Raw genomic sequence first — 25,031 nt, forward strand, 5'->3', positions numbered from 1 at the left:
CCTCAGCCTCGAGCTGCCGACTTGCCCGGCGATTTCCACAACTTCGCGTGCGCGATCTCGCTCAGCGCGACGCCCACTTGCCGTATGTCGTTTTCACTGTGAAGGGCCGAAATCGCAAAGCGCAGCATCGCCTGCCCCTGGGCGATGATGGGATAGAACACCGGAAACAGCAGAACGCCGTGGGCCCGCAGGATTCTCGCGGCTTGCAGGCCAGCCTCTTCGGAGTCGAACAGCGCGCCCCGGACCGGCGATTGCATATCAGCGTTGAGCATTTGCTTACCGGTAACGGCATCGAAGCACGCCACGTTCTTCCATAGCCTCTGCTGCAACACGCCCACTTCTTCACTGAGATGGATTTTTGCCGCAGCAACATTGGCCGCTTGCATCGGCAACATGATCGAATGGCCAAACACCAATGGGTTGGCGAGGGTCTGGATGGTTTCGATGTCGCCTGGGTCGGCCACCACGATAAAACCGCCTGCGCCGCCGAAGGCCTTGGACAGCGATCCGGCCAACAGCATGTTGGCCGGCAACACCTGGCCTACCGCGTTGAAGGCATAGCCCGCGCCATGCTGCCCGGTAATGGAAATGCCGTGAGCGTCATCGACATAGAGATAGCCGCCCACCCGCTGCAACTGTGCGCAGAGCTCGGCAATGGGTACCTGGCCACTCATTGAGCCGATGCCGTCAATCAGCAAGACCGGCGTTTGCTGGCTGTGGCTACAACGCTTAAGTGCACCGTCCATCGACTCCGGGTCAGTCGATTCGACTCGCGACACTTCCCCAAACTGCTCGAGAATGCCCCTGAGCACCTGCATGGAGGCATGCGCGGTCTTGTCCATCAACCAGTGCACACGCCTGGGAATCGGATAGCCTTTGAGCGAGCCACTGCCAAGCAATGGCAGCACGCCAAGGTGCACACTGCTGGTCGAGGTAAACACAGTGACTGCGCAGCCTGGATACATTTCACCCAGCAGGACCTCAAGCTGCGGCAGGTAGACCGGGCGCATGGCGCTGCGCGACGAAGACAAGTGCAAGCCGCCAATCCTCATGGCTTGGCGTGCCGCTTCCATCAGGGCCGGATGTGTTTCCAGGCCCAGATAGGAGCAAGAGACAAACTCGGTGAACGTTTCACCATCCTGCAGGGTGATACGTTTGCCTACACGCCGCGCAACAGTGAAGCCGGTCAGGCCTTCCTTGAGCGCGGTTGCCAATGCGCTGCTGGTGTTGTCACGACGAGTCGTCATCCAATCCTGTTTGCTCTGTGTATTCATTGCACCAAGCTCCTTTTGTTCAGCAATCGTCACGCAGACGGCCAACCGTCATTACCGCAATGCCGGTGGTATCGGACGCAGCAGGGTCGATAATTACCTCGACTTGCGTGAAGCTGTGTTGTTGGAACAACTGACACACAGCGCTGGCCTGGTCCACGCCGTGCTCAATGACCAACCATCCTCCAGGCACCAGTACAGCGACCGCCAGTTCGACAATGTGCCGAATCAGCTCCAGACCGTCGCCTCCTGAGTACACCGATGCTTGCGGATGGTGACTGCTCCACTCGGGCAGTAACTCAAGACCGAGGGGAACGTAGGGAGGGTTGGCCACGATCAGCGCTACCTGACCGGCGAACGGGACGAACATCGCGGTGTCGCGAATATCCGCCTGCACGGCGTTGGCCTTTATGCCTTTGCAGGCCATACGGGCGATATTTCGTTTGAGATAATGCGCGGCGACATCATCGAACTCCACACACGTAACCACCAGATCAGGTCTGCGTCGTGCGATCGCCAGGCCAATCGCACCACTGCCGGCGCAGAGGTCCAACACGCGACTGCCCTCGTCCAACTGCTGCTTGTCTAGCCACTTATGAATAATGGTGCTGTGCTGCCGGGGGATAAATACGCCACTGCCTATTACCAGCGGCAACTGATCGAACTCGGCGGCGCCTACAATATGGCCCAACGGTATTCGATTGCAGCGCTCACTGACCGCCAGTTTGAATTCATAGAGTGCGCGAGCCCTATTATTTCGTTCAAGAAAACGATCGACCAGGGCCTGCAAGTCACCCTCCACATCCCAGACGTTTGCCGCCTTCAACATTTGACGCGCGCGAGCAACTTCATGTTGTTCGCGTTCATCCAGGCTCATGACCAAGCCTTGTAATAGTTCGAAAGTTTCGTGCGCATTGACTCATACAGATAAGAAAATGCAACCAACTCTGGCGGTGGTGTAAACGTAGGATGCAGCGCATCAATAAGTTGCTGATAGTTGTTCGATAGGCCCTTATCGAGCAGGGGTAGCCAATAAGGTTTTACATCCCAGCGGTATTCATAGCCTGTGGCGAACATCTGCTTGACGGTTTCCTCTACCGTCGTTTCCCGTGCCAATCCAGTCAGCGGCGCGCGCACCGGGGTGAACACACTGAGGTCCAGATCAGTGGTGTTCACCCCCGTCAGGCAATCGGCAATGTAAGCGGCCAGCAACGGCGACTGGTGCAATCCATCTCGATAGGTTCCGGTCGCCAACCACAACCCTTCGATACCGCATTCACCTATCAGCGGGAAGCCATCGGCTGGAATGGGACGGTTACCAACCTGGATAGAAATGATCTCGGCGTCATGCAGGTCGAGATTCAATTGATCGACAGCGCACCCCAGCAGGAATTGAACATCTGAAACCAGCGCCTGTTGCTTGGGCTCTTCACTGAGAATATTGGTGGCGCCCAGGTACAGCACCCCATCGCCACGCGGCACGCAATGCAGTCCGCAGGCAAAGGCGCGATTGGGCGTGCGTATGACCGAGGTGGGAAGCGCCATGTGACTGGGCAGTTTCACCAGGATAGAAACACCATATCCACTGAATAATGGCGGTATCTTGCTCACAACCTGATCAAGTCCACTGAGCAGTTCCAGTGAGTGCGCGCCGGCGGCTACCACGATTTTTTTCGCAAACAGAATTTCGCCACTGTTGAGTTCGACGCCGGAGGCAACTCCACCTTCGGTCAGTACACGCCTGGCATTTTCGGCCTTTATTGTGCCGTGCTCGGCCAGCAATGCCTGATCCAGCTTCTCCAGCAGCAGGTGGGAATCTACCGCGTGCTCGCCCGCAATGAACAAGCCACGTAATGGGCGTACCAGTTGATTGGGGTTGAGCCAGCCGAGCGATCTCGGGTCGATGCTTTCAAACGGCTCGCCATAGCGTTCAAGGGTGTGTTCGATGGCGTGGTAATTGACGGTATCGACTTCACCCATGCCGGCGCTGTTGAGCAGAACATGGGTACCTTGGGCGCTGAACAGATTGCGGTTGTTTACCGATGAGCGCGCAAGTCGCTCAGACCACGCCGGCCATGAGTCTTGTGCCTGGCGGTCCATGTGTAACTTGAGACGACCATAATCGCTGGCAAGCAGGCCGCTGGTGACCTCGCCAAAACAGCCATTCATTGCACCTGCGGCCTTGGACGCCGCATTGACCCGATCGGTTTCACCGACCCGGCAAACAGTTAAACCCCGCGAGCAAAGCTCATAGGCAATAGAACCGCCAATGGCGCCCGCGCCCACAATTATAACGTCATATACCATACTTAACCCACCTCTAAACTTGTCGCAACAAGCAACTATGCGATAACCACTAAACCGTTGAGTATTTTCAACGTCGCAGTGCTTGCGACACACTTTAGGGTAGTCATTACACCCACGTTAGCAACAGACGAAATTTCCTTTAATTATGCAAGCAAGTTCCCACAAAACCATTCAACCCATAAACATTATGTGAACCTCAACAACAACGAAACGATTTAAACGTACTTATATCTTATACAACTTACCGCCTTCGCCCGTAGAACAAAGCGCTGTTTATCAAGGCGCCTGGTATTGGCTCAGGTATTTATCCAGGGTCGCCTGATCGCCACTCCCGCTGTCCGCCACTTGCCACAAACGCCGTTCGATACCCTGGGCCAACAGGTGCCCCACCGCGGCTTCAATGGCCGAGAGTACGCAGAGTTGCGCTGGCTCGTTGGTGGTATAGCCCACCTCGGCTTCGAGCAGTTTCTTGAACTCGATGAATTTGAACACCCCGGCGCTGCGCCCTACCGAGTAGATGGTCTTACTGGTCATGACGTTGGCCAGCACCTGGCCGCTGCGCACATCAACGGCCCGCAGGTTGACCGAAACCTGGTCGACGCGATACTCGCGGGAAATATCGATCCCCAGGTAGCGCGCCCCTTCCCCGCCACTGCGCACGTTGGTGTCGTAAGCAATGATGCCGCCCTCGAGCATCAGGTTGGCAGCCTGCAGCGGCGGCAGTTCGCCCTGGATGTTCACGGGTGTGTCTGGTTTTTTCTGCGAGGCACGGATGATCTTGCGTTCGGTCAGCAGGTTCTGCAGCCCTTCGCGCTCCAGTACTACAAACCAGCCGCTGGCCTGCAAGGCATCCATTAGCATGCTTGCTGCCCCTTGGGTGACGCTGGTGGAGAACGAACTGGCCGGTGTCGGTTTGTATTGCCCGGTCTGATCGCGAAAGCCATACACCACCGCCATCAACCGCCCCTTGGGGCGCGGCATGTTCAACAGGTCGTAGTAGGTAGAGGCCCGTGGCGTAAGCGTCGGGCTTTCGGTGTCCTCGGCAGGCATCGGATCACGCAAGCTGCAGCCTTGCAAGGTGGCGAGGATCAGCAGTGTGGTCAGAATTCTTTTCATGGTTGTTTCTCCCCATTGCCCCGCCCTTCAAGGGTTCAGGCCGTTTACCAGAACTTCCGAAATTTCACCTGTTGCCCGGTCGGTGATCTGAATCGTCAAGGCCCCAGAATCATCGAGCACGTTGATGATGAAAGCGTCCGTCTGCAGGCTGCCGGTGGTGCCGTTATTGATGTTGTTGAGCAACTGCGAAAGCAGGCGTGATTCAAGCTGACTGGTGAAGCGCTCCAAGGCCGAGGTTCCGGCCAATGCCGAGGCACGACTCTTGATGGCCGGGTCCTCGTGATCGTTCTGCGCCTGCGCATTGTTGAGCAGCCAGGTGCCGTTGAGCGGGTTGCCGCCAAAAGCAGGGTTGACCGGGGTGTACACCAGTTCGGTGGCGCCGCCCTGGCTGCCCAAGGCTGCCAGCAGGACCAGGGAGGCCAGGCGGCAGGTATTATTGTTGTTCATAGCTCGTCCCTCTCTAGATCAGTGGTGTCCTGCAGCAGCATCTGCAGCTTGCGCTGGATGATCTGCGCCTTGACCAGGTCAGCCGCCTCATACGCGGCGTCCTTAAGCTCGGTGGTGTTGGGTGGCAAGAAGCGCCGATAGATCACACGTTGCTCGTACTCGACCGTTACCAGGCTGCCCCAGCGTGCATCCGGCCGTTCCCGTACCACCAGGTTGAAATCCAGGCGGCTGGTGGCACGCAGCCGTTCGGCGAAGCTGTAATAGAAGTCATGGCCGATATGCGAGATGGTGTTGTCGACGATGAAACCCATCATCTCGTCCTCGGCACCGCCGCGTGCAGTGCCGCTCAGCAGCACCAGGGCCAGGGCGCAGGCGGCCAGTTGGCGGTTCATTCTCCTGCTCCCTGGCTCAGCCCCTTGCGAGCACCGGCGGCGGACTCGGAGAACGCCTTCTCGGCAACGAACTGCCAGTCGGAGTAATGCTGCAGGCCTTCGAAGTCCGACCATTGGGCGGCAAAGCCGGCCTGTTTCAGGGGGGCCTGTTCGGAGCGGCTGAACACGCCGGTGATACGTCCGTCGATAGAACGCAGCAAGCCCCAGTCATCGCTGCCGGTAATCGGGTCTGGATACAGACGTCGCAAGTGGCGCTTGAGATTGGGATAGCGTGGATCTTCCAGCAGCTCGTCCAAGGTCTGCGGGTACTGGGCAAGGCCTGGCGAATCGCGGTAATAGCTGCGCAGTGCCTGGGCATATTGGCTGCCGACCCAGAGCAGATCACGCTCCCGTTCACGCATGGACTGGGTCGACCACAGTGTGACCGTGGCGCTCAGGGCGATACTGGTCACCGCGATCAACAACAGCACACCCAGGTAGGTGAAGCCCGCCTCGGCGGCGCTACCACTCGGCAAATAAGCTGCCATCACGCGCCCTCCCGGTTGCACCGCTCTTGATATCGGCCACGGCACCCGCCACACCTTCTGGAGGCGCAATCACCTGCCACAGGTCACGACGCTCAGTGATCGGGTCCAGCGGCGCGTTGCGCAGGTAGCGTTGCTCGACCAGTTGCTCCAGCGATTCGGGGTAATGCCCGGTGTCGCCATAGTAGTGATCGAGGGCTTCGCGCATCACTGCCAGGCTCTGACGCAAGGTGGCTTCACGCGAGGTTTCCAGGCTCTGGAAATAGCGCGGCATGGCAATGGTCATCAGCGTGGCAATGATCGCCATCACCACCAGCAACTCGATCAGGGTAAAGCCTTGGTTGCGACGCATGCTGATCACCACTGCCCGTAGGCGATGCCGTTAAGACCCTTGCCCGACGCCTTGGAATAGACATCGAAGACATCCTCGCCCTCACGCGGGCTTTGCGCTGAACTGTCATAGGCACGCAGCCCCCAACCGCCTTCATCATCGTCCTTGCGGCTGCGCAGCGGATCGTGGGGAATCCGCCGCAGAAAGTAGAACTTGGCGCCCTTGGCGCTGCGCACATCGCGGACACCGTCGACCAGCACCTGAAGGTTGGGCGGATAACCCGTGGCGTTGAGCGATTTCTCGATGTAGCCGGCGTCGAAGGCACGTTTGTAGGCATCGATGGCATCACGGATTTGATACAACGCAATTTTCAAGTCCTGTTCCTTGCCCCGGCGTACCAGGGTTTCGGTCAGCGGTGCAGCAATCGAGGCCAGCAACCCGAGCAGGGCCAGGGTCAGCATTACTTCGATCAAGCTGAAACCTGCCATCGAGCGTTTCATCGCTTACGGCCTCACTGCATTAGGAACGGCGGCTATCGGCTGCTCTTCGCTAAGCTCTTCGGCAGTGCGATTGAGGTTGCGAATATGCATGCTGGTCTCGGTACCTGAAGGGAACTCCATGTCCGATGGGCTCTGATACGGCAGGTTGCGCACGATGCGCGGGGTGATCGACAACACCAGCTCGGACTGGCCCTTATCACTTCTGTTACTGCCGAACAGGCGTCCCAGACCGGGAATGTCGCCCAGCCACGGGATCTTGTTGCCACTGGCGCCCTCGTCATTGCGCACCAGGCCCGCCAGCACCTGGGTTTCACCGTCATGCAGGCGCAGGCTGGTCTGGGCGTTGCGGGTGTCGACCTGTACCGGAATGGTGCCTTGGCGAGTCGGTTCAAGAGGCTTGGCGTTGCTGACTTCCAGGGCCACCTTGATTGCCACTTCATTGTTCAGGTGCACCACCGGCGTGACTTCCAACTTCAGACCGACATCAAGGTAAGTCACGCTTTCAGTGATCACCGGACCTTGTGTCGACGGCACCGACGTGGCGCTGATAATCGGCACCCGCTGACCGATGTGGATGCGCGCCTGTTCGCGGTTGCTGACGCGGATCACCGGGCTGGCCAACGTGTTGATGTCGTTGTCCTGGGCGTTGATCTTGGCCTGCGGCGAAGGCGAGATGGTGATGCGCGAGGAGTCAATGCCGCGCAGATCATCCAGGGTACCCACTGGCTTACCGTCTTCATTGAGTACGCCGAAGGTGTTGGGCCACTGCAGACCCAGCTCGAGAATGCGCGAGCGAGCGATCTCCATCACCTCAACCTCCAGGACTACCTCGGGGTTGGACTGGTCCTGGGACTGCAGCAACTTCTCGGCCATGCGCACGGCATCGGGGGTATCGCGCATGGTCAGGGTGTTGAGGCGCTCGTCGACAAACACGTCACGGGTTTTGAGCATGGTTTTGACCATGTTCAGTGCGGTGTTCGAATCGATGCTGGTCAGGTAGAACGTACGCATCACCAGTTCTTGGTAATCCTTGGTCTTTTGCGGCGAGTCCGGGTAGATCAGCAGGGTGTTTTCGTTGACGATTTTCTGGTGCAACTGGTTCTGTTCCAGCAGCAATGCCACTGCATCTTCAATGCGCACATCCTTCACAAAGATGGTCGCCTTCATGTCCGGACGCAGGTCCTTGTCGAAGATGAAGTTGAGACCAGCCACCTGCGACAGCACCTCGAAAATGGTTTTCAGGTTGGCGTCACGGAACTCCAGGGTCACCGGCCTTTCCATCTTGGTGCGCAACTGCGGGTTGGGCTGCGAAGTGCGGCTCTGCACCAGCTCGATGTCCTTGCGCAGGGCCAGGCCATCCTGATTCTGCGGGTCGAGCTGGAGCACTTCGCGCATGAAGCGTTCGGCACCGAATAGATCACCTTGACGCAGTGCCGCCTGGCCCAAGGCCACGCGTTCGTTGATGTTGCCGATTTGCTCGATCTGACGGACCGCCTCCTGCGCCCGACGGTTGTTCGGTTCCAGGGTCAACACTCGGCCGTAACCCAGGCGGGCATTGGCAAAGTCATGACGAGTGCGGTCGCTGTCAGCCTGGCTGAGCAAGGACTCCACCGCTTGCCGACGCCCCTGGATCACCGCGATATTGAGTTCGGTATCGCGTGGGTTTTCTTTCAATGCTTCCTCGAGCATGGAAATACCGGCTTCGTATTGCCCCTCGGCAATCAGTGCCTGGCCGTCTTTGCGTACCCCGCTGGTACCGCACCCGGCCAGGGCGACACATAGTGCGAGCATCAGGAATGGCGCCTTGTTGCAGTGCCTGGACGAAATCATGGTGCGCTCCCTACAGACAAAGTCTGGGACAGATGCAACGGCAGGTAGACCACGCTCAGCTCCGTGGCGGAGATGTGCTCGATCCGGTAAATGTCATCGATTACGTCGCCACGGCGTACGACGTAGAGCTTTTCGCCGCTTTGCAGGAAGATTTGTTGATCGTCGCGATCATCCAGGCGGCCGACAAATTGAAACGGCAGCGCCGGTGCTGCAGGAGGCAAGGCCACCGGCGCCACGGCAACAGGCTGTTCGGTCACCGTGGCCAGTTGCACGGCCGGCTTCCAGCTCTTGCTGGGGAATAGATTGCGCAGTTTCAGCGCAGCCGGCTTGGTGCTCTGGGTTGCCGAATCGGCGACTGCAATTGAGCTTTTTTCGGCAACGGCGACCGCCGCGTCGCTGTCTGCAGTTTCGCTGTCGAAGAAGTAACCCGGCGCCCAGCTCAACGCTGCAGCAGATCCGAGAAAGGCCAGCCAGGCAAGACGACGTTGAATGTTCATCATGACCTCGACAGATAAATGGTCATCCGCAGGCGACCGGTCAATTCGCTGTCGCCGATTTTCTTGCGCTGCAAGTCGACGTCTTCGAGCACCAGTGCAGGCAACTGGCCGAGCATGGCGTGGACGAAACGGCGGATCTGCGGGTAGCTGCCACGTACCGGCAGAAGAATCTGGTAGCGGGCCAACTGAGTCTTCGGATCGACGCCCAAGGCGTACTCACCACGCGACAGGCTGATGCGCTCAGCCTTGGCCAGGCTATAGATGCGGTCGATGACCACCGTGGCCTGAGGCTGCGCGGGCAGTTGCTTGTGAAAGTCTTCCAGTTCGCGCTGCGGCACTTGTGGCAGTTTCAGATCTCCCCGCTTGAACTGCTGCAGTTGCTCGTGGGCTTGCTCGCTGTGCAATTTCTGCTGCTGCAACTGTTGCCATTGCGGCACCAGCACCGCCGCGACATAGACCAGGGCCAGCAGCCCCAGGCCAGCACCTGTCAGGCCAACCACGCCCAACTGGCGAGCACGTTCGTGGACAATCAGGCTATGGATGCGCATTGCCGATCTCCCAAGTGGCCGAAAGGTTGAACTGCACGGGGTGCTCGGCTTGTTTGGCCATGATTTCGTGATTGAGCAGCGATACATCGCGCAACTCGCCACTGGCTTCCAGGCGCTTGTGAAAGCTCAACATGGCCTCCAGATCCCGCGCTTCTGCGCTGATGCGGACCTGGCCTTTACGTGCATCCGGGGTCAGGGTCAGCAGCGCTACGTCGTCCTGAGGCAGGGCTTCGAGCATGTCGAACAGGCGTTCCCAGGGCCGCTGCAGTTGCTGCGACACGCTGCGCATCTGTGCCAGTTTCTCGGTTTGCTCGCGACTCTGTGCCGGCGTCAGCGAGGTGCTGTGTTCAGGGCGCTTACCCAGTTGCCGCTCCAACGCTGCCAGTTGCTGGTCGAGATCCGCCTGTTGCTGCTCGAAGGTGTGCGCAAGCACGATGGCCCCCGCCAGCAACGCGGCGCCCAGACCGAGCAGCACCCAGGCCCAAAGGGCTGTGCGCCGTGGTTGGAAGTCCAGCTCCAGGCGGCGCATTTCAGGCCACCGCCCGAGTCATGCGGCACAGCACATCTGCTGTTTCACCGCCCAGCTCACACAGCTGTACACCCGCCAACACCGGTGGCTGCTCCTGGCGGCCAGGTGCGTGGAGGAACACCGGCAGTTCGCGCTCAGAGGCACTGAGCTCACATTGGCGGGCAATCAACGCTTGCAGTGCGGCGTCGCTGTCTGCGCCGCCCTGGGTGCTGACCTGCCGCCACACACCGTTCTGCGCCAACAGGCAGACGGTACGTTGCGGCTCGGCGAGGACGAACAGAAAGTCGTTCTGCCCCAGTTGCTCGGCAAAGCGGTTATAGGCGGCCATCAGATAAGGACGCACCGAGCGCAGACGCAGGCCCAGGTCGCGGCAGTGCTCATGCAGACGTTGCAACAGCGCCTCGGGTACCGCAGTGGCGATGCGCGCCTGTCCCGCAGCTTCCGGCGAGACCACCAGGCGCCAGCCGTCCAGGCTTTGCCCGTAGTGAGCCTCGAAGCAGGCCCGGGCATACTGCTGCAGCTCGTCAGGGCGGCTGATCGCAGCGCTCCAGGGCACCAGGCAAAAGCGGCAGTACTGCGCCGACAGCAGCAGTTGCAACTCGCCGCCCTTGCAGCGCTGTTCTGCCAGCAGGCTGTGCAGTGTGTCGAGGGCCAGGTTGGCGGCCTGGCTGCGCTCGGCGATAAAGCCCAGGCTGCCGAGCCACTGTTGTTCTTGTCCCAAGCGTTGGCTAAGACCTACACCCTGGGCGCCGAGCACGGCGATAAAGCGATCAGGCGATAAATGTGACACGATTGATCTCCTCCAGGGTGGTCCGGCCATCGCGCACCAGTTCCAGTGCCGAGCTGCGCAAAAGGCGCAGGCCGCGTTGACATGCCAGGGTCCTGATCTGTGCCAGGGGCCGGCGCTCTACAATCATTTGCCGCAATTCGTCGTCCAGGTGCAGCAACTCGGCAATCGCCGTGCGCCCGCGATAACCGCTGCCCCGGCACTGGCCGCAACCGCTGCTGTGAACAAAGTGGTAATGCCCCACCTGCCCTGCCTCCAGGCCGGAAAGGCTGAGTTCTTCGTCGCTTGGCTGGTATGGGCTAGCGCAATGCGGGCAGGCCAGGCGGATTAAACGCTGGGCGAGCACGGCATTGAGCGCGGAAACGAAGCTGTAGGGGTCGACCTGCATCTGGCTGAAACGGCCGATCACATCGAATACGTTGTTGGCGTGGATGGTGGTGAACACCAGGTGGCCGGTCAGGGCCGACTGCACGGCGATCTGCGCAGTGTCCGGATCGCGGATCTCGCCGACCATGATCTTGTCCGGGTCGTGACGCAGGATCGACCGCAGGCCACGGGCAAAGGTCAGGCCTTTTTTCTCGTTGACCGGAATCTGCAACACCCCCGGCAGCTGATACTCGACCGGATCTTCGATGGTGATGATCTTGTCCACGCCGTGGTTGATCTCGCTGATCATGGCGTAGAGAGTGGTGGTTTTACCGCTGCCGGTGGGGCCGGTAACCAGGATCATCCCGTAAGGCTCATTGGCCAACCGGCGCAGGCTGCGCAAGGTCTGGTCTTCAAAACCCAGGGCCTGCAGTTGGACACCACTGACGCGATCTGCCAGGTCCTGTTTATCGAGCACCCGCAGTACCGCATCCTCTCCAAAGATGCTGGGCATGATCGACACCCGAAAATCGATCTGCCGGGCGCTGATGCCGATCTTGAAGCGGCCATCCTGAGGCACGCGTTTCTCGCCAATGTCCAGCTCGGCCATGACCTTGATCCGCGAAATGACCTGTTCAGCGAACTCGCTGCCGCTGACTTTGCTGATACTGTTGAGCACACCGTCGATGCGGTACTTGATCACCAGGCCGTTGCCGGTCACCCCCAGGTGAATGTCGCTGGCATGCATCTTCAATGCGTCGTAGAGGGTGGAGTTGACCAGCTTGACCACCCGGCTCTGGTCCTCGCTGATACTGGCCAGGGACAGGCTCTGCACGGTATCGAGTTCGTTGACCGCTTCGCTGTCGTTGTCGAGCGAATCGACGGCATGGAAGCTTTCTTCGTGACGGGCGAGAAAACCGGCGAGGTCAGCAGCCTCGACCAGGTACAGCGGTGCGCCTTGCAGACACTCGTCGATCCAGGCCAGGCGAGCGCTGTCGAACGGATCGGCGAACACGCCCAGCGCCTGGCCGTCATGCTCCAGAAAAAGAAACTCGCGCTTCAGGCATTGGGCCAGACTGACCCGATCAAACAGCGGTGTGGCGGTGAACAGCGTCTGGCCGTCGAGGACCGGGTAATGCAAGGTGGCGCCCAGACGGGCGACGAAATCGGCGGGATTCAGGCCGCTGAGGCGCTGAAGGGTATCGAGCAGGCGCTCAGCATTCTGTTCGGCAGTTGCACGGGCCTGGACGAGCAACTCACGACCGAGGGGTGCGGGGGCACCTTCCTGGGTAGCGACAACAGCGAGCGACACGGTGTCCATGACTTGCTCTCCAGCGCGGAGCGCGGCAAGCCATGTTCAGGTCTGCTCGCGCGTTACTCCCCGGTGAGCAGTTGGTCGTCGTCTGGTTTGGGCTTTCGTTCGCCACGTCGGCGATCTGCCAAAACCCAACTACCGTCGAACAACTGCAGGGGGAAACTTTCACTCCTGCTCTGGCGTCGCTCGACGAACCCTGTGTCCGTGCTCCCCTCGCTCCCGGCTTCGCGCTTGATGCCCATCAGGTCGTTGACTGCACGGGCCAATTCCGCCAGCGGAAAAGGCTTGAACAGGATGTGGCTGACTCCCAGCTGGCTGGCTCGCTCGCGAACCTCGAGGGTCGGATGGCCAGTGATCAGCACGAAATGACAGTTCCTGCTCTTGCGCACAGTCTCCAGTACCTGAAACCCCTCCATATCGGGCAAGCGGAAATCGATCACTATCACGTCGGGCTGGGTGCGTTCAGCTTCGCCGATGGCACTGGCCCCGTCGTGGGCAACATGGACGTTCAGGCCTTGCGCATCCAGGTAAGCCTGGATATTGCCCGCGAGGGTCTGTTCGTCATCGACTACCAATACTGTGTTAACCAAGGTCGACTCCTTGAAACATCACAGGCCCGGTCAACCGGTCTGCCGAAGTGCGCCCTTGCATAGGCTTACGCATGCTTCGTGCCAGACCGCAGACAGCGCTTTCGAATGTGCTATGTCGTTGATTCTTTAAGAGTAGACGCAAACGGGCCATAGCCCCTCCCCCAATCCCGGGGACCAGCTGGCGTTTTGCCCCTACTGATATCCCCAACATTGGGGGTCAGATGAGTCGTCAGTCAAGTCGCTGCACCTGCCCGGCGTCACGTAGACGCTGTAGCAAGGCCTGGCGCGCCTGCGCCTGTTGCTGTTCGACGAGTAGACGTTTTGCCAAAACCAATCCCTGCTCAGGTACGACTGATGGGTCGGCACTTTGGTTCTGCACTGGCGGCAAAGAACTTGCGTTGGCCTGGTAGAAGGCGCGGACTTGCGCTGCATCCGGCTCCGGAACCTGCGAAGCCTGCATGAAAACCTGTTGTGCAGCCAACTCGTGGCGGGTGTAGGCGGCGAAACTTTCAGCATCGAAACCAGCGTCGGCCAGACGCTGATCAAAGTTCTTGGCGGCGCCCAAGGCCAAGCGTAACTGGTCAATCTGCGCATCGACCTCAGTGTCGCTGACGCTGACGCCCTGGCGCTGCGCTTCCTGCCAGAGCAGCTCCTTGTCGATGAGGTCGGTCAGGGCCTGGTCACGCAAGCGTTTGTAGACACCCGGGTTGCGGATACTGGTTACCGCCCTGCCCTGGGCCTGCAGGTAGTCGGCGAAATAGCGCTCCAGCCGCAACTGGCTGATGATCACACCGTTGACCGTGGCTGCCGGTAGCTCTTGCTGAGCGTGCAGTTGCGTTGCCACCAGGCACAACAACAGAGCGAACAGTTTCATGGCGCAGTCTCCTCAACGACAGGACGATAGGCCGCCACCGGATAGAATACCGGGCCGGGCATTTCCAGGGTCACGACATGGGCGCCGGCCAGCCCTTGTCGGCGCCCGGGTCCGAAGCTCAATGGCGGGGTAAGGCCGGTCTGTACATCGTGCAGGTCTTCCAGCGCCTGGATGAACTTCTCCCGGCTGACATCGCGCCCAGCGCGCTTGAGGGCGTCGCCCAGCAGTTGTACCGAACACCAGGTGCTGACCTGCAAAACACCCTGATAGCCATCCAAGCCCTGGCGTGAGCGCATTTCACTCATTGCTCGACGTCCGGTGGCCGTCCAGTCCCCGGGTACGAACGGATAGGCGAGAAACACCCGCCTCGACCAGGCGTCAGGTACTTGCGGCAATTGGCTGGACACCTGACTGGAAATAGCAAACAGATACGGCGTGCGCCCGACCTGCTGCAGTTGTGCGGTGAGGCGAGCGAAGTCCTGGGCCTTGCCGAGAAAGAAGATCGCCTGCCCTTCGGGGGCTTGTTCGGTCAGCTGCTGGGCCTCCACCTCGCTCCAGCCACGTTGCAGCAGTTGTTGCCCCAAGTGCTCGGCCAAGTTCGCCTGCTCGGCGTCGGCGTAGACTATCCGCGTGCCGGCCTGTCGTAGCGCCAGATTGGCCTGGGCGTAGTCGGCCAGGCTCAATAATTGGTCATCGAGCCCTGGCAAGGGATCGAACATTTGGGCGCTGGCACTCAGGGTTGGCGCGGCACCGATCAAAGGTACTCGCGCCAGCTCCAGACGCGCCGCCAATACGGGTTCCAGTGCAGGAGCCAGCGGCGCAATCAGGGCGAATACCTGCTCCTTTTCGAGCAATGTGCTCAGCGCCTGTTCGGCACTGGCCAGGCTAGGCCCAGGGTCGACGGTGATCAGTTGCAACTGCCGGCCATGAATGCCGCCTTGCTGGTTGAGTTGGGCAATACGATCTTTGAGCACCGCCGCCACCACTCGCGCGGACGCAGCGTTCGCGCCCTCGCCGGGCAACAAAGTACCCAGGCGCAGCGTGCGTTCCTCCACACCTGGGTCACGGTCATCGGCCAGACGTTTGAGGTAGGCATTCAAATTGCGCTGGTCAGTCATGCTCAGGATGAAGCGTGGCATGGCCGGGTCCAGGCGATTACCGGCGGGGTCGCGACCCTCTTGAATGGCCCGCGCCAGACTGGCCTCGGTATACGCCGGATAATCGCGGCCGTTGACTGTGCGCCGGCCCTGGCCGAGTGCCAAACGCTGCCAACTCAGCGTAGGCGGACGCACCCCGCCCTCTGCGCGGCCCAACCCATCGGCACCATGGCAACTGCCACACGGCACGACACTGGCGGGCACCAGCATATCGGCCGCCCCCACTCGCGCTGAAACCTGCGCGTCGCTGCTCGACAGCCCTTCCCGGTACAAACGTTTGCCTGCCAGCTCCGCCGCGGTCAAGTCCAGGGCCTGAGCGGCGTGACTGACACCAAGGATCAGCACCAGGGTCAAGGTGCGCAGCACGCTGGTCATGATGCTCAACGCCCGGCCAGCGGTTGCGACAGCAATTGCAGGCGCTGGGCAATCGCCATGGCCGGCGCATCGGGGCGAATTTTGCTCCAGCGCTTGTTGGCCACGTCACCTGCAATCAACTGGGTGGAATGCTGTTCCGGGCTGGGGATCAGGTGGCCGAGGCGCATCAGCACCAGGTCCATTTGCGCCTTGTCACCGGTGAGGAACAGCCAGTTGGGACCATCGACACCCTGCTTCTCGGCGAATGCCTTGAGCACCTGCGGGGTGTCGTTGGTGGGGTCGCTGCTCAAAGAGATGAACGTGACCTTACTGGCAGCGTCCTCGCCCATCGCCTCGCGCACCTCGCGCAATTTGCGGGTGATCAGCGGACAGGCATCGTTGCAATGGGTAAAGATAACATTGAGCAGCACCACCCGATCCTTCAGCACATCACTGTAGAAGCGCAGGCTGCGACCGTTCTGGTCCTGTACCAGGCTGTCGGTGAAATACGCCTGGGCATCGTGGGTGCCAGCCGTTGGCGTTACCGCGTTGGTGCTGGGGGTCGGCGTGGGCTCGGGGCTGGCTTGCGGCGCGTGCCCCTCGTGGGCAAAGGCCACCGAGCTCAAGATCCACAAGCACACCGCCAGGGCTACCCAATCGACCCCGCGCATGGTGGTTTTACCGGCGCTGGCAGTGCTCATGGTTGCACCTCCTGGGCGATGGCAGTGTGTTTGGCATGTATACGCCGAGCGCTGAGACGATCCACTTCGTTGACCAGCAGCGCAGGGTCGGTGAAGCCATAGAACCGAGTCCATTTGCCGGTGCGACCGTCACCGACCAGGATCAACGGCGGATGCTCGGCAAGGTTGGCACTGAAGCTGCCCAATCCCTTGAGCGTCTCGTTGACGGCATAGGGCGAGCCCGTCAGCCAGCTCCACCCTGGCCCAACCTGAAAGGTCTTGGCGTAGTCTTGCAAGCGTTTGGAGTCGTCGCGCTGGGGGTCGACACTGATCGACACCAACTGCACTTCTTCACCCACCCTGCCGCCCAATTGCTTTTGCACCTTGCCCATGATCGACGACACCACCGGGCACACCGTGGTGCAACTGGTGTAGATAAAGCCCATGACCACCAGGCGGTCGGCAACCAGGTCCTTCTCCAGACGCACCGGCATGCCGTTCTGGTCGAGCAACTGCACATCGGCAAAACGTACCGAGGTTTTTTCCTGGTGGGCCTCGGGTGCGGTATGGCCACTGTGATCATTGGCGCCGCCATGGTCGACGCCTCCATGAGCCTGGGCTAAACCACAGCTGGCGGCCAACAGGCAAAGGCTGAACAGTCTGCAGCAATCAAGCATTTTCATCGCACACTCCTTGAATCCGAGTCGGACGCTTGTTGAGCCGCGGCAGGCAGCACCCGCAGGCTGGTGTAGTTTTTCTCGGCAAAGGCACTGCCCAGGGAGGGCGCCTGTACGTGCAAGTACCAGGCCCCGGCTTCGGCCAGTTCCAGAGGTGCCTCATAGACCCCATCGCCGACCTCATGCACGTGGCTGTCGCGGGCCATGGAAGAAGGCGCCAGGAAGTAGCGCACGCTCAGATCCTTGATGCCATTGCGCGGGGTGCCGTTGCCTTCGACGATACGAAAGCGCGCAGTGAACGGGCTGCCCTGCACCACCGCCACAGGGTCGAGCATGAACTCGATCTGCGGGGTCTGGCGGTGCGGCGCGGTGGATGAAGCCGCCACCTCGGTACTGAAGCAGTGGATGATCTGCGGCTGGTTGAGCAGGAACGCCACATCGAAGGTGCCAGCAGCAGGCAACTTGACGGTGGAGCTGTACACCCCAGGGGCAACCTCACGCAGGCTGCGGTCGATTACCAGGGCTGCGCGGGCGCTATGACCGCGATTGGCGTAGCCGGACATCGGCGCGTTCATGCCCTCGGCGTAGAAGTAGGTGGTGTTGTCCACCGGGTTGACCACGAACACCGAGTTCTCGTCGCGCGCCGTAGTCAGGCCCTGGGCCAGTGGCAAATCACCGGCCTGGCGTGGCGCAGCAGTGCCAGCCTCGAAGCCCTGGATGATCGGCTGACGGCCCTCACCGAGGCTGCTCAGGTTGATCATGGTGACCTTTGGCGAGGCCAGGCCACGGATGTACGCATAGGCCTTGGTGAAGTTCAGTTGGTATGGTTCTGCCGATACCGGCAAGCGGTGAATCAGTTGGTCGGTACTGGCGTCGATCACCAGTGCCTCGCTCTCCAGCGTATTGAGAACGATGCCGAAGCGCCCGTCACTGCTGAAGCGCATCGGGCCCAGGCCCTGCTTGCCCTCGATGCGGTGGCGCAGTTGATGACTACGGGCATCGATCACGCTGATGCTGCCGTCGCGGCCATCAGCGACATAGACTGCCTGGGACAGTGCCGAATACGCCACCGACAGCGGATGCGAGCCAACCTTGAGGGTTTTCACCAAGCGCATTTCGCTGGCATCGATCACGCTCAGGGTGCCGCTGTCGCGATTGCTGACAAAGGCGTAGCGTGAATCGGCGCTGAACGCGATTTCGTGATGGCCAGCGCCGGTGGCAAAGAACTTCATGTTCTTGCGACTCGGCACATCGATCACGGTGACACCGCTGTCTTGCGGGTCGCTGGCGTTGTTGCCGACCCAGAGCAGGCGCTGGTCCGGCTGCAGCGCAACCCGCAAGGGCTGCTTGCCCGCATCGATATTACCCACGCGCTTGAAGGTCTCGGTGTCGATCAAGGCGATTTCGTCGCGCTCGGGGATAGACACAAACACCTGTTTGTCGTTGCTGCTGGCCGCCCAGTCCATGGGGATACCAGGCAACTCGATACGTGCCAGCGTGCTGGTGACCCCGCCAACGGAAACCGACGGGTCAATGACGGTCAGGCTTGCATCCTTGTTGAGCATCAGCAGGAAGTAGCTGTTGAGATCCAGCAAGGGTCGAGCGCCGATACTGCTTTTGAGAAACAACGCCACCCTGGCCTTGCAGCTCTTGCTGCGATCCTTGGCGGCATCGCCGGTCAGCGCCGGGTCGAGCCAGGCGCCGGGCGACACGCCCGACAATGGCTGGCCGCTGTTCTGGTCGGTGATTTTGAAGCGCACATTGGCAAAGCCGCCTTCGATGAGCTTCCCGCCCTTGTCCAATGGCCGTGCCTCGAACTCGACGGTGACACCGTCGCGACTCAGACGGTGCAGCGCCTGAGGATCCGGGACGTTCTCGGCCAACTCGCTACGCGGGTCGCACCACAGGCTTTCATAGCTGATCCCCAGGCCTATCAGGGTCAAACCTGCCATCAGCCCCAGGTACAACGGTCGATTTTTCTTGTTCATGACCTCTCCCCCTTCCCTTTACTGCGCTGGCGCTGTAGTCGGTGGCGCTTCTTCCGTTACCCGCAGAATCCCCCACAGCCCGGACGAGTTGCCATAAGCAGCGTAGTCACGGAACAGGTAGTCACCGGGCACCGCGTTGCTGCCCCCGGCGCTGGGCACCATGAAGCTGAAGTGCGCTGCCGGCAGCACGCTTTCCTGGGCACCGATGTACATGGCCTGCGGGTTGTATCCGAAGCGCACCGAGCCAATCCCCGGTAGGCTCAACGGATAGCCGCCGACATCGGATTTCTCCGCCTGGAAGTTGTGCAATGGCCACAGGTGCCCATCCAGCTGGAAGGTAGTGCCGCGGCTGCCGCCGGTCGGCATCAGTACATGGGTGCGCAGGGCCTGCCCAGGCTTTGCCCAGAGCACTGGGGTTTTAGGATCGCCGCCAACCAGGGCGTTGCTGTAGGCCATGTGTGCGTTAGGAACATCCGCCCAACCATTGCCATCGGCATGCCCGAACGGCGCATTCGGGGCCAGGCCGAAGCGGTACCACAACGGCTCGGTCTTGTAGTTGATGGCCATGTTCGAGTTGTCCTGCGGATCGGTTGGCACACCGTTGCCTTCTGCCGCGATGCCTTCCACCGGCCGCCCGCTGGCCCAGCGGGTATTCAAGGCTTTCTGGAACACCAGAGTGAAGTCGCGATAGGGGTTCAGGCCCGGCACCTGGACGGTGGCCGAGGCGCGGCTGGCAGCATCCTCTGTCCAGGTCGCTGTCTGTGGCAGGATACTCATCGCCCCGACCAGACCTTTCTGCGGCTGCTTGATCACATCCGCAGGGGTCAGGTTCAAGCCACCGAACTCGATTGCAGTGGTGTTGATGTTGTCGACCGAACGCCCGGTTTGCGATACCGGCTTGCCTTCACGCTCCAGGTGCCCGGCGTAGTACTGATAGACCTTGCTCGGATAGGCACCACTGCTACCGGTGCGCGGCGGCACGGTCTGCACCGGGTTGAGGCCGACGTTGACACCATCGGACTTGGTGATGTCGTAGGCCAGCAATTGCGCATGCAGCCCGACATGGCTGGATGGACGCATCAGGTTGTTGTTGAAGGTGGTGGAGCCCTCACTGTCATTGCGGTTGCGTTTGACCATACCGTGCATTACAGCGGTATTGGCCAGGTCCGGCATGACCGTTGGCAGGCGGTTCTCCAGCGTCACGTTGAGGCAGTCACCAGCGGCGGCGCGCAGCACCAGCGGTTCGATCGGCACACCGGGCTTGAGCTTGCCGGTGATCGGGTCGAGGTCGCTTTTGCGCACATAGAGCACGGCAGTCGGGTCGTGCAGCGGACCGCTCTGACCGCCAATGGTGAAGGTCTCGCCATCTTCAGGGTCGGTTACTGTCACTTGCGCAATACTGACCGGCCGCGAGTTGTACACCAGCGTGCCGCCGTTGGCCTTGAGCGGTCCGCCGACGTGTTGGCCGACGCCAGCAGCATCGGTGATGCTCAGGTTCAGCGGATTGCCGAGGATATCGTTGGCCAACGCCGCGACAATCTCGTAGTTGCGCTTGACGGTTGACCGGGTGCCAATGCCATTGGGGTTGGCGGTGAAGCGTGGGCAGATGCCGTCGAATGCCACGGTATTGCGCGCCGCCATTGGTTGCGGGTTGTTGGGCAGGGCAAACAGATCGCTGCGGCTGTTGGTGTAGTTACGCATGACGCCCCACAAGCCATTCCAGTAGCCTTCCAGCGAGGCGTCCAGGGAATACAGGTAGTCACCGTTGGGTGCCGAGGAACTGGAGATCATCGACACAGGCGCCATGAACCCCAACTGTTCGGAGATACCCACCATCTGCGAGGCCTTCCACCCCGAATTGGAGCTGTTACCGAACCCCGAGCCGTTCTGCAGCCATTTGACGCCATGCAGGGTTACGTTGTGTTCCTCTTCGTGGCCACCGGCGTGCATGCGCAGGCGCACATTGTCGCCAGAGTAGGTACGCAGCATGGGGGTGAACGGATCGCCCGGTTCGCTGCCGCCCTTGTTGACATGCGGTGGGAACAGCGTGGTGCCGCCGGTTGGGCCCACGGCATAGGTGACCGCCGAGGGTGCCAGGTTGAGTGCCGGAATTACCCGATCAGTGCGGCTTTGCATGGCATAGGCCAGGTCGCCCGCCAGGCCGTCGGCCTGCATCCCGCGCTTGCCGTCCGGTGCCACTTTGTAGGGGTCGAAAACCCGCAGTGCCAATGGCTCGTTACGGTAGTTGACGACGAACATGCCAGGGTCATCGACCGAAATCGCTTGCGGGCATGGACGGCTTGGGCAGTTCGGCATCAAGCCGCCCCGGGCTTCGGTGACCGCTTCAAGTAGACCTTCGGCTTCCTTGCGCACCGGCGGGTTGATGGCGTAGCGGAAACTGTCGGGCGTGGCCGGGAATGCCTGGGCATTTGGTACCCCGTCAGGCCCGGCACCTACGTATACACCCGCCTCGTAGGCATGCTGGAAGTCACTGTACTCAAGGAAGAACTCGCGGTAGCTGTCGTTGCGACCGTCACCGTCCAGGTCACCGGTCTTGACCACGGCCTGCCATGAGGTCGGCCCGCCATCTTCACGCAGAGCAGGGTTGTACAACAGTTCGCCTGTCTCGGCGTGGTACCAGGTGGAGCCGGCAGGTTCTGCCAGTACGGTGGCGTACAGGCCCAGTTGCTGGTGAGTCGATGGGCCAAGGTGGTCGTGAGTGAAGATGGTGCCCAGGCCACGGTCGACGTTATGAACGTTGACGACCGGGTCGATGAACCAGCGCTGCATGGCGGTGCGGGCGCCCATCCAGTCGGCACGCCCGTAGCGTCCAAAGTAAGGATGCGCCTTGGCCACCGGACACTCGGCACTGCCCTCGCGCGGATCGCCGCTGGTGCATTTGTTGTACTCACGAATGGCTTTAATACGCTCGACCACGGTGCCGGGCGAGAGAATGCCGTCTTCGTAGTTCCAGCCGTTGGCCGAGCCATCGGCGGCAGTCAGGTCCCATTTTGGCAGGTGGATATGCTGGCCGATCACGTCGGTCGGGGTACGCACCTGATAGTCATCCATCTCGTAGTAGGAAGGAATCAGGTTGGTGTGCTGGTACATCACGCAGTCAAAGGTATTCATGCGCATGACCAGCGGTTCAGGTGGACGTTGCTTGTTGATCACCGCCCAGGCGTCTTCCCAGAGGCTGATGATGCGCGCCTGCGGGAAGTGGTAGCCGACTTTGTTGTACACCGCGTCGAACTGGATGTTGGCGCCTTTGTAAATGCGCGGGCGATCGGCCGTGAAGGTCGAAGAACCGGTGAAAGTCATGCTGTCCAGGCGCTCACCACTGTTGAACTCGCCATTGCCAGCGGCCATAGTGAGACGCTTGGCGCGGTCATCCATGCATGGTTCGTAGTAAGGAGCGCCCGCGGTGGGGGCAGCGCCATTGGTGCGGAAATTGCGCGCAACCAGCTGATTGCTTGGCAATACCGCAAAGCTTGGGTGCTCCAGTTTTGAATGGAAACTCATCGCGGCTTGTTCGACGTCTGTGCCCTCTTCGGGCAGGAACACCGCCTTGGCCTTGGTAATCTGCTTGGAGAAATCCAATGCCGTGGTGGTGACCTCTGCCTCACCGCCAGCGGCCATGCCGTCAAGCGCATGGCGCGGCAGCCCGCCATCCCAGCCGCCGACCTGGGCCGGATCAAGGTTGGCCCACAGCGCGTTGCCGGTACTTTTCAGCGCCTGCGCCATGGCCGGATCAAGCATGTCCAGCGGCGGGGTGGGTGGACGCTGGCCCACGGTGCTTTCGATACCGCCAATCCAGAAGGGATAGCCAGGGTTCTTCAGGCTGCCATCGGCGTTGCGGTTCTCGAAGCCACGATCCACCAGGGCGACCGAGCCGATAGCCCGTGGGGCGCTGGAATGCTGTGAGGCGTCGTCATCGCCCTCTTCTTCTTCGTCGTCGTCATCATGCTCGGCGACCAGGGTTTCGGCGAGTTTCGGAATAACTGCCACCTTGCCCGGCATCGGTGCCATGGCTTTGCCTGGCAGCGGCACAACAGCAGGGATCGGCGTGCCGGCGATGATTTCGCCGTCTGGCAAGGCGCGTGCCCCAACGGCCGGTTTGCCGCTGCGCAAGGCATAGGGCTCGCTGTGATAGCCGGTTTCGCTTTGTGCGGAAACCTCCAGGCGAGTGCCTTCTTCAAACACATCATGTACCCGCCACATGGTCCACATGCCTTGGGCAAAGTGCGGGTAGAAGTGGCAATGGTAGATGGCGTCGCCCGCCACGCGGTTGCGGTTACCCGAGCCGCCGTTGGCAATTTCATAGGTATAGCCGGCGCCGGGGCCGATACCCTGGGCATCGACATAGTCGGAATTGTCGTCGTTGGGGTTGAACAGCCACTGATGTCCGTGCAGGTGGAAAATGTGCTGCTCGTGACCGTTGTGCGTGTTGCGGAATTTGACGAAATCGCCGATGTAGCTGTGGTTGACGTTGGAAGGCTCGGCCGGGTACAGCGCCATGGTGGCCTTGACCCCAACCTGTTCGGCGCCAGGTTTTTCCCCTGGACGTATGTTTTCCAGGCCAACGTTGGCCGGAACGTCCACCAGCATCGCCACATCGCCCACGGTGTGCGAACTGAGGAAAAACTCTTCGTAGGCACAGGACAGGCAGTCATGCATCGGTCCCACGCCCAGGCGGTTGGCGATGACCTCTGCGCCCATGCCACCGGACCCGTAGTTGATCATGAACGAGTCGCGGGTAGGTTCGAGCACATGCCCCATTACCGGGTCAGCCCAGTAACCAGGAAACGCCTGGGTCACTGCAACTTCATCGGTGAACTGCGAGGCAAAGTCACGGAAAGGCTCCAGGCGGTTGGGCAACGCCGGGTTGCGCTTGCCGATGCTCTCCAGTGGGTAGGTGGACGGCGGGAAGCTGCCGTCGTCATTGGGACCCATGACGATTGCGTCAGAGTCGCTGGAAATAATCTCGTTGCCGTCGACCATGGCGATGATCGGCGAGCCGGCCTTGCCTTCACGGATCCAGGGCTCGACCTGAGGGTAACGGGCCTTGTAATCGACAATCGGCTGGCCGGTCGGCGCCCGGCCAACCGTGCTCAGGCGCATTTCTTCCTCGGTCAATGTATTACGGTAGGTGCGCCCATTTTTGGGGACTACGATCACTTGGCCGAACAAGCCGTTGGCAACGTTGCCTGCGGCACCCTCCCCACCAAACGGGGCACCACGGCTGGAGGCGGCAAATACGCCTTCGCGTTCGGCGTACAAGGTGTAGCTGCGGCTGCTGCCCGGCGCCACCAGAAAGTTGCCGTTGCGCCCGGTGTTGGAGGCGATGTCGCCAATACTGTTGACTGCTTGCAGGCCGTTGACCTGAAAACCGACATGGCGGTCGGTGACCTGATCATCGACCACTTCGTTTTCAGCACCTTCAGGCGCTTCAGCGCCTTCGTCTTCCTCGCCCTCCTCGCCCTCGACTTCGTTCTCTTCTTCGTGATCGATGCCGTGCTTGTTGGGGTTGGCTTGATAAGCCAGCAGGTTCTGCAGATTGACGGTCAGGCAATCACCGGCCGCCACCCGCAGCACAATCGGCCGTGGGCGCTTGTCCGGGCGCAACGTGACCTTGCCCGGCACTGCTGCGCCACCCTGGTCGAGGGTGACTTGGCTTTCATCAATCACATCGCGGCGCAACGCGAAGATCATGCCGTTGGCATTCTGGGCACCGAGGCGGTTGAACATCAGTGGCTGGTCGAGCGCCACTACGTTGGCCACCAGATTGCGCTCGCAGCGCACGGCAGCTTCGCTGACTGTCTGCCAACCCAAGGTGGCGGCAGTGATCAGCAGTGAAGTCAGGACTGAGCCTTTGATCGGAGTCATCATGGCGTGCCTCTGGTGGTGCAAGTGGACTCTGAAAAGGCTTGAGCAAACCTCATGCCAGAGTT

At 60.7% G+C, this 25,031-nt stretch carries 22 protein-coding genes; all 22 read right to left on the minus strand.

The window, feature by feature from the left end:
• Window positions 1–2 precede the first annotated feature (2 nt).
• Window positions 3–1,274, minus strand: coding sequence for an aminotransferase class I/II-fold pyridoxal phosphate-dependent enzyme (locus tag D3Z90_RS14030; protein WP_136476504.1), 1,272 nt, complete (start codon window positions 1,272–1,274; stop codon window positions 3–5).
• 19 nt (window positions 1,275–1,293) lie between these two features.
• Window positions 1,294–2,148 (minus strand): HemK/PrmC family methyltransferase, encoded by an 855-nt coding sequence (locus D3Z90_RS14035; RefSeq protein WP_136476506.1) that lies wholly within the window; start codon window positions 2,146–2,148, stop codon window positions 1,294–1,296.
• Entirely contained in the window at window positions 2,145–3,671 is a 1,527-nt protein-coding gene (locus D3Z90_RS14040) for an FAD-binding oxidoreductase (protein WP_256658205.1), read from the minus strand. Before D3Z90_RS14040 ends, D3Z90_RS14035 begins: the two co-directional genes overlap by 4 nt.
• 183 nt (window positions 3,672–3,854) lie before the next feature.
• The gene (locus D3Z90_RS14045) at window positions 3,855–4,694 is read right to left on the minus strand and encodes a CsgG/HfaB family protein (protein ID WP_136476508.1); all 840 of its coding nucleotides are present in this window, start codon (window positions 4,692–4,694) and stop codon (window positions 3,855–3,857) included.
• Between the two features lie 27 nt (window positions 4,695–4,721).
• Window positions 4,722–5,141, minus strand: a complete 420-nt coding sequence (locus D3Z90_RS14050) for a curli assembly protein CsgF (RefSeq protein WP_136476510.1) — start codon at window positions 5,139–5,141, stop codon at window positions 4,722–4,724.
• Window positions 5,138–5,533: a curli production assembly/transport protein CsgE gene (gene csgE / locus D3Z90_RS14055; RefSeq protein ID WP_136476512.1), complete on the minus strand. Its 396-nt coding sequence runs from the start codon at window positions 5,531–5,533 to the stop codon at window positions 5,138–5,140. Before csgE ends, D3Z90_RS14050 begins: the two co-directional genes overlap by 4 nt.
• Window positions 5,530–6,060 (minus strand): type II secretion system protein, encoded by a 531-nt coding sequence (locus D3Z90_RS14060; RefSeq protein WP_136476514.1) that lies wholly within the window; start codon window positions 6,058–6,060, stop codon window positions 5,530–5,532. The genes csgE and D3Z90_RS14060 overlap by 4 nt, the downstream gene beginning before the upstream one ends.
• Complete coding sequence (locus tag D3Z90_RS14065; RefSeq protein ID WP_136476516.1) at window positions 6,035–6,409, minus strand: type II secretion system protein; 375 nt, start codon at window positions 6,407–6,409, stop codon at window positions 6,035–6,037. The genes D3Z90_RS14060 and D3Z90_RS14065 overlap by 26 nt, the downstream gene beginning before the upstream one ends.
• Before the next feature lie 5 nt (window positions 6,410–6,414).
• Window positions 6,415–6,888 (minus strand): prepilin-type N-terminal cleavage/methylation domain-containing protein, encoded by a 474-nt coding sequence (locus D3Z90_RS14070; RefSeq protein ID WP_136476518.1) that lies wholly within the window; start codon window positions 6,886–6,888, stop codon window positions 6,415–6,417.
• A gap of 3 nt (window positions 6,889–6,891) precedes the next feature.
• Complete coding sequence (locus D3Z90_RS14075; protein WP_136476521.1) at window positions 6,892–8,718, minus strand: secretin N-terminal domain-containing protein; 1,827 nt, start codon at window positions 8,716–8,718, stop codon at window positions 6,892–6,894.
• Entirely contained in the window at window positions 8,715–9,215 is a 501-nt protein-coding gene (locus D3Z90_RS14080) for a hypothetical protein (protein WP_136476523.1), read from the minus strand. The genes D3Z90_RS14075 and D3Z90_RS14080 overlap by 4 nt, the downstream gene beginning before the upstream one ends.
• Window positions 9,215–9,763 (minus strand): type 4a pilus biogenesis protein PilO, encoded by a 549-nt coding sequence (pilO, locus tag D3Z90_RS14085; protein WP_136476525.1) that lies wholly within the window; start codon window positions 9,761–9,763, stop codon window positions 9,215–9,217. Before pilO ends, D3Z90_RS14080 begins: the two co-directional genes overlap by 1 nt.
• The gene (locus D3Z90_RS14090; RefSeq protein ID WP_136476527.1) at window positions 9,750–10,292 is read right to left on the minus strand and encodes a PilN domain-containing protein; all 543 of its coding nucleotides are present in this window, start codon (window positions 10,290–10,292) and stop codon (window positions 9,750–9,752) included. The genes pilO and D3Z90_RS14090 overlap by 14 nt, the downstream gene beginning before the upstream one ends.
• A gap of 1 nt (window position 10,293) precedes the next feature.
• Complete coding sequence (locus tag D3Z90_RS14095) at window positions 10,294–11,082, minus strand: hypothetical protein (RefSeq protein WP_136476529.1); 789 nt, start codon at window positions 11,080–11,082, stop codon at window positions 10,294–10,296.
• On the minus strand, window positions 11,063–12,766 hold the full coding sequence (locus D3Z90_RS14100) for a GspE/PulE family protein (RefSeq protein ID WP_136476531.1): 1,704 nt from the start codon (window positions 12,764–12,766) through the stop codon (window positions 11,063–11,065). Before D3Z90_RS14100 ends, D3Z90_RS14095 begins: the two co-directional genes overlap by 20 nt.
• Window positions 12,767–12,819: 53 nt before the next feature.
• Complete coding sequence (locus D3Z90_RS14105; RefSeq protein WP_136476533.1) at window positions 12,820–13,350, minus strand: response regulator; 531 nt, start codon at window positions 13,348–13,350, stop codon at window positions 12,820–12,822.
• A gap of 229 nt (window positions 13,351–13,579) precedes the next feature.
• Entirely contained in the window at window positions 13,580–14,224 is a 645-nt protein-coding gene (locus D3Z90_RS14110; protein ID WP_136476535.1) for a SurA N-terminal domain-containing protein, read from the minus strand.
• Entirely contained in the window at window positions 14,221–15,756 is a 1,536-nt protein-coding gene (locus D3Z90_RS14115) for an ABC transporter substrate-binding protein (protein ID WP_136476537.1), read from the minus strand. The genes D3Z90_RS14110 and D3Z90_RS14115 overlap by 4 nt, the downstream gene beginning before the upstream one ends.
• A gap of 5 nt (window positions 15,757–15,761) precedes the next feature.
• Window positions 15,762–16,436: an SCO family protein gene (locus D3Z90_RS14120; protein ID WP_136476539.1), complete on the minus strand. Its 675-nt coding sequence runs from the start codon at window positions 16,434–16,436 to the stop codon at window positions 15,762–15,764.
• Window positions 16,433–17,098: an SCO family protein gene (locus tag D3Z90_RS14125; RefSeq protein WP_136476541.1), complete on the minus strand. Its 666-nt coding sequence runs from the start codon at window positions 17,096–17,098 to the stop codon at window positions 16,433–16,435. Before D3Z90_RS14125 ends, D3Z90_RS14120 begins: the two co-directional genes overlap by 4 nt.
• Window positions 17,095–19,080 (minus strand): cytochrome D1 domain-containing protein, encoded by a 1,986-nt coding sequence (locus D3Z90_RS14130; RefSeq protein WP_136476544.1) that lies wholly within the window; start codon window positions 19,078–19,080, stop codon window positions 17,095–17,097. The genes D3Z90_RS14125 and D3Z90_RS14130 overlap by 4 nt, the downstream gene beginning before the upstream one ends.
• A gap of 18 nt (window positions 19,081–19,098) precedes the next feature.
• Window positions 19,099–24,969, minus strand: a complete 5,871-nt coding sequence (gene mnxG / locus D3Z90_RS14135; RefSeq protein WP_136476546.1) for a manganese-oxidizing multicopper oxidase MnxG — start codon at window positions 24,967–24,969, stop codon at window positions 19,099–19,101.
• Window positions 24,970–25,031 lie beyond the last annotated feature (62 nt).

The sequence above is a fragment of the Pseudomonas sp. DG56-2 genome (assembly GCF_004803755.1).
Taxonomy (GTDB): domain Bacteria; phylum Pseudomonadota; class Gammaproteobacteria; order Pseudomonadales; family Pseudomonadaceae; genus Aquipseudomonas; species Aquipseudomonas auratipiscis.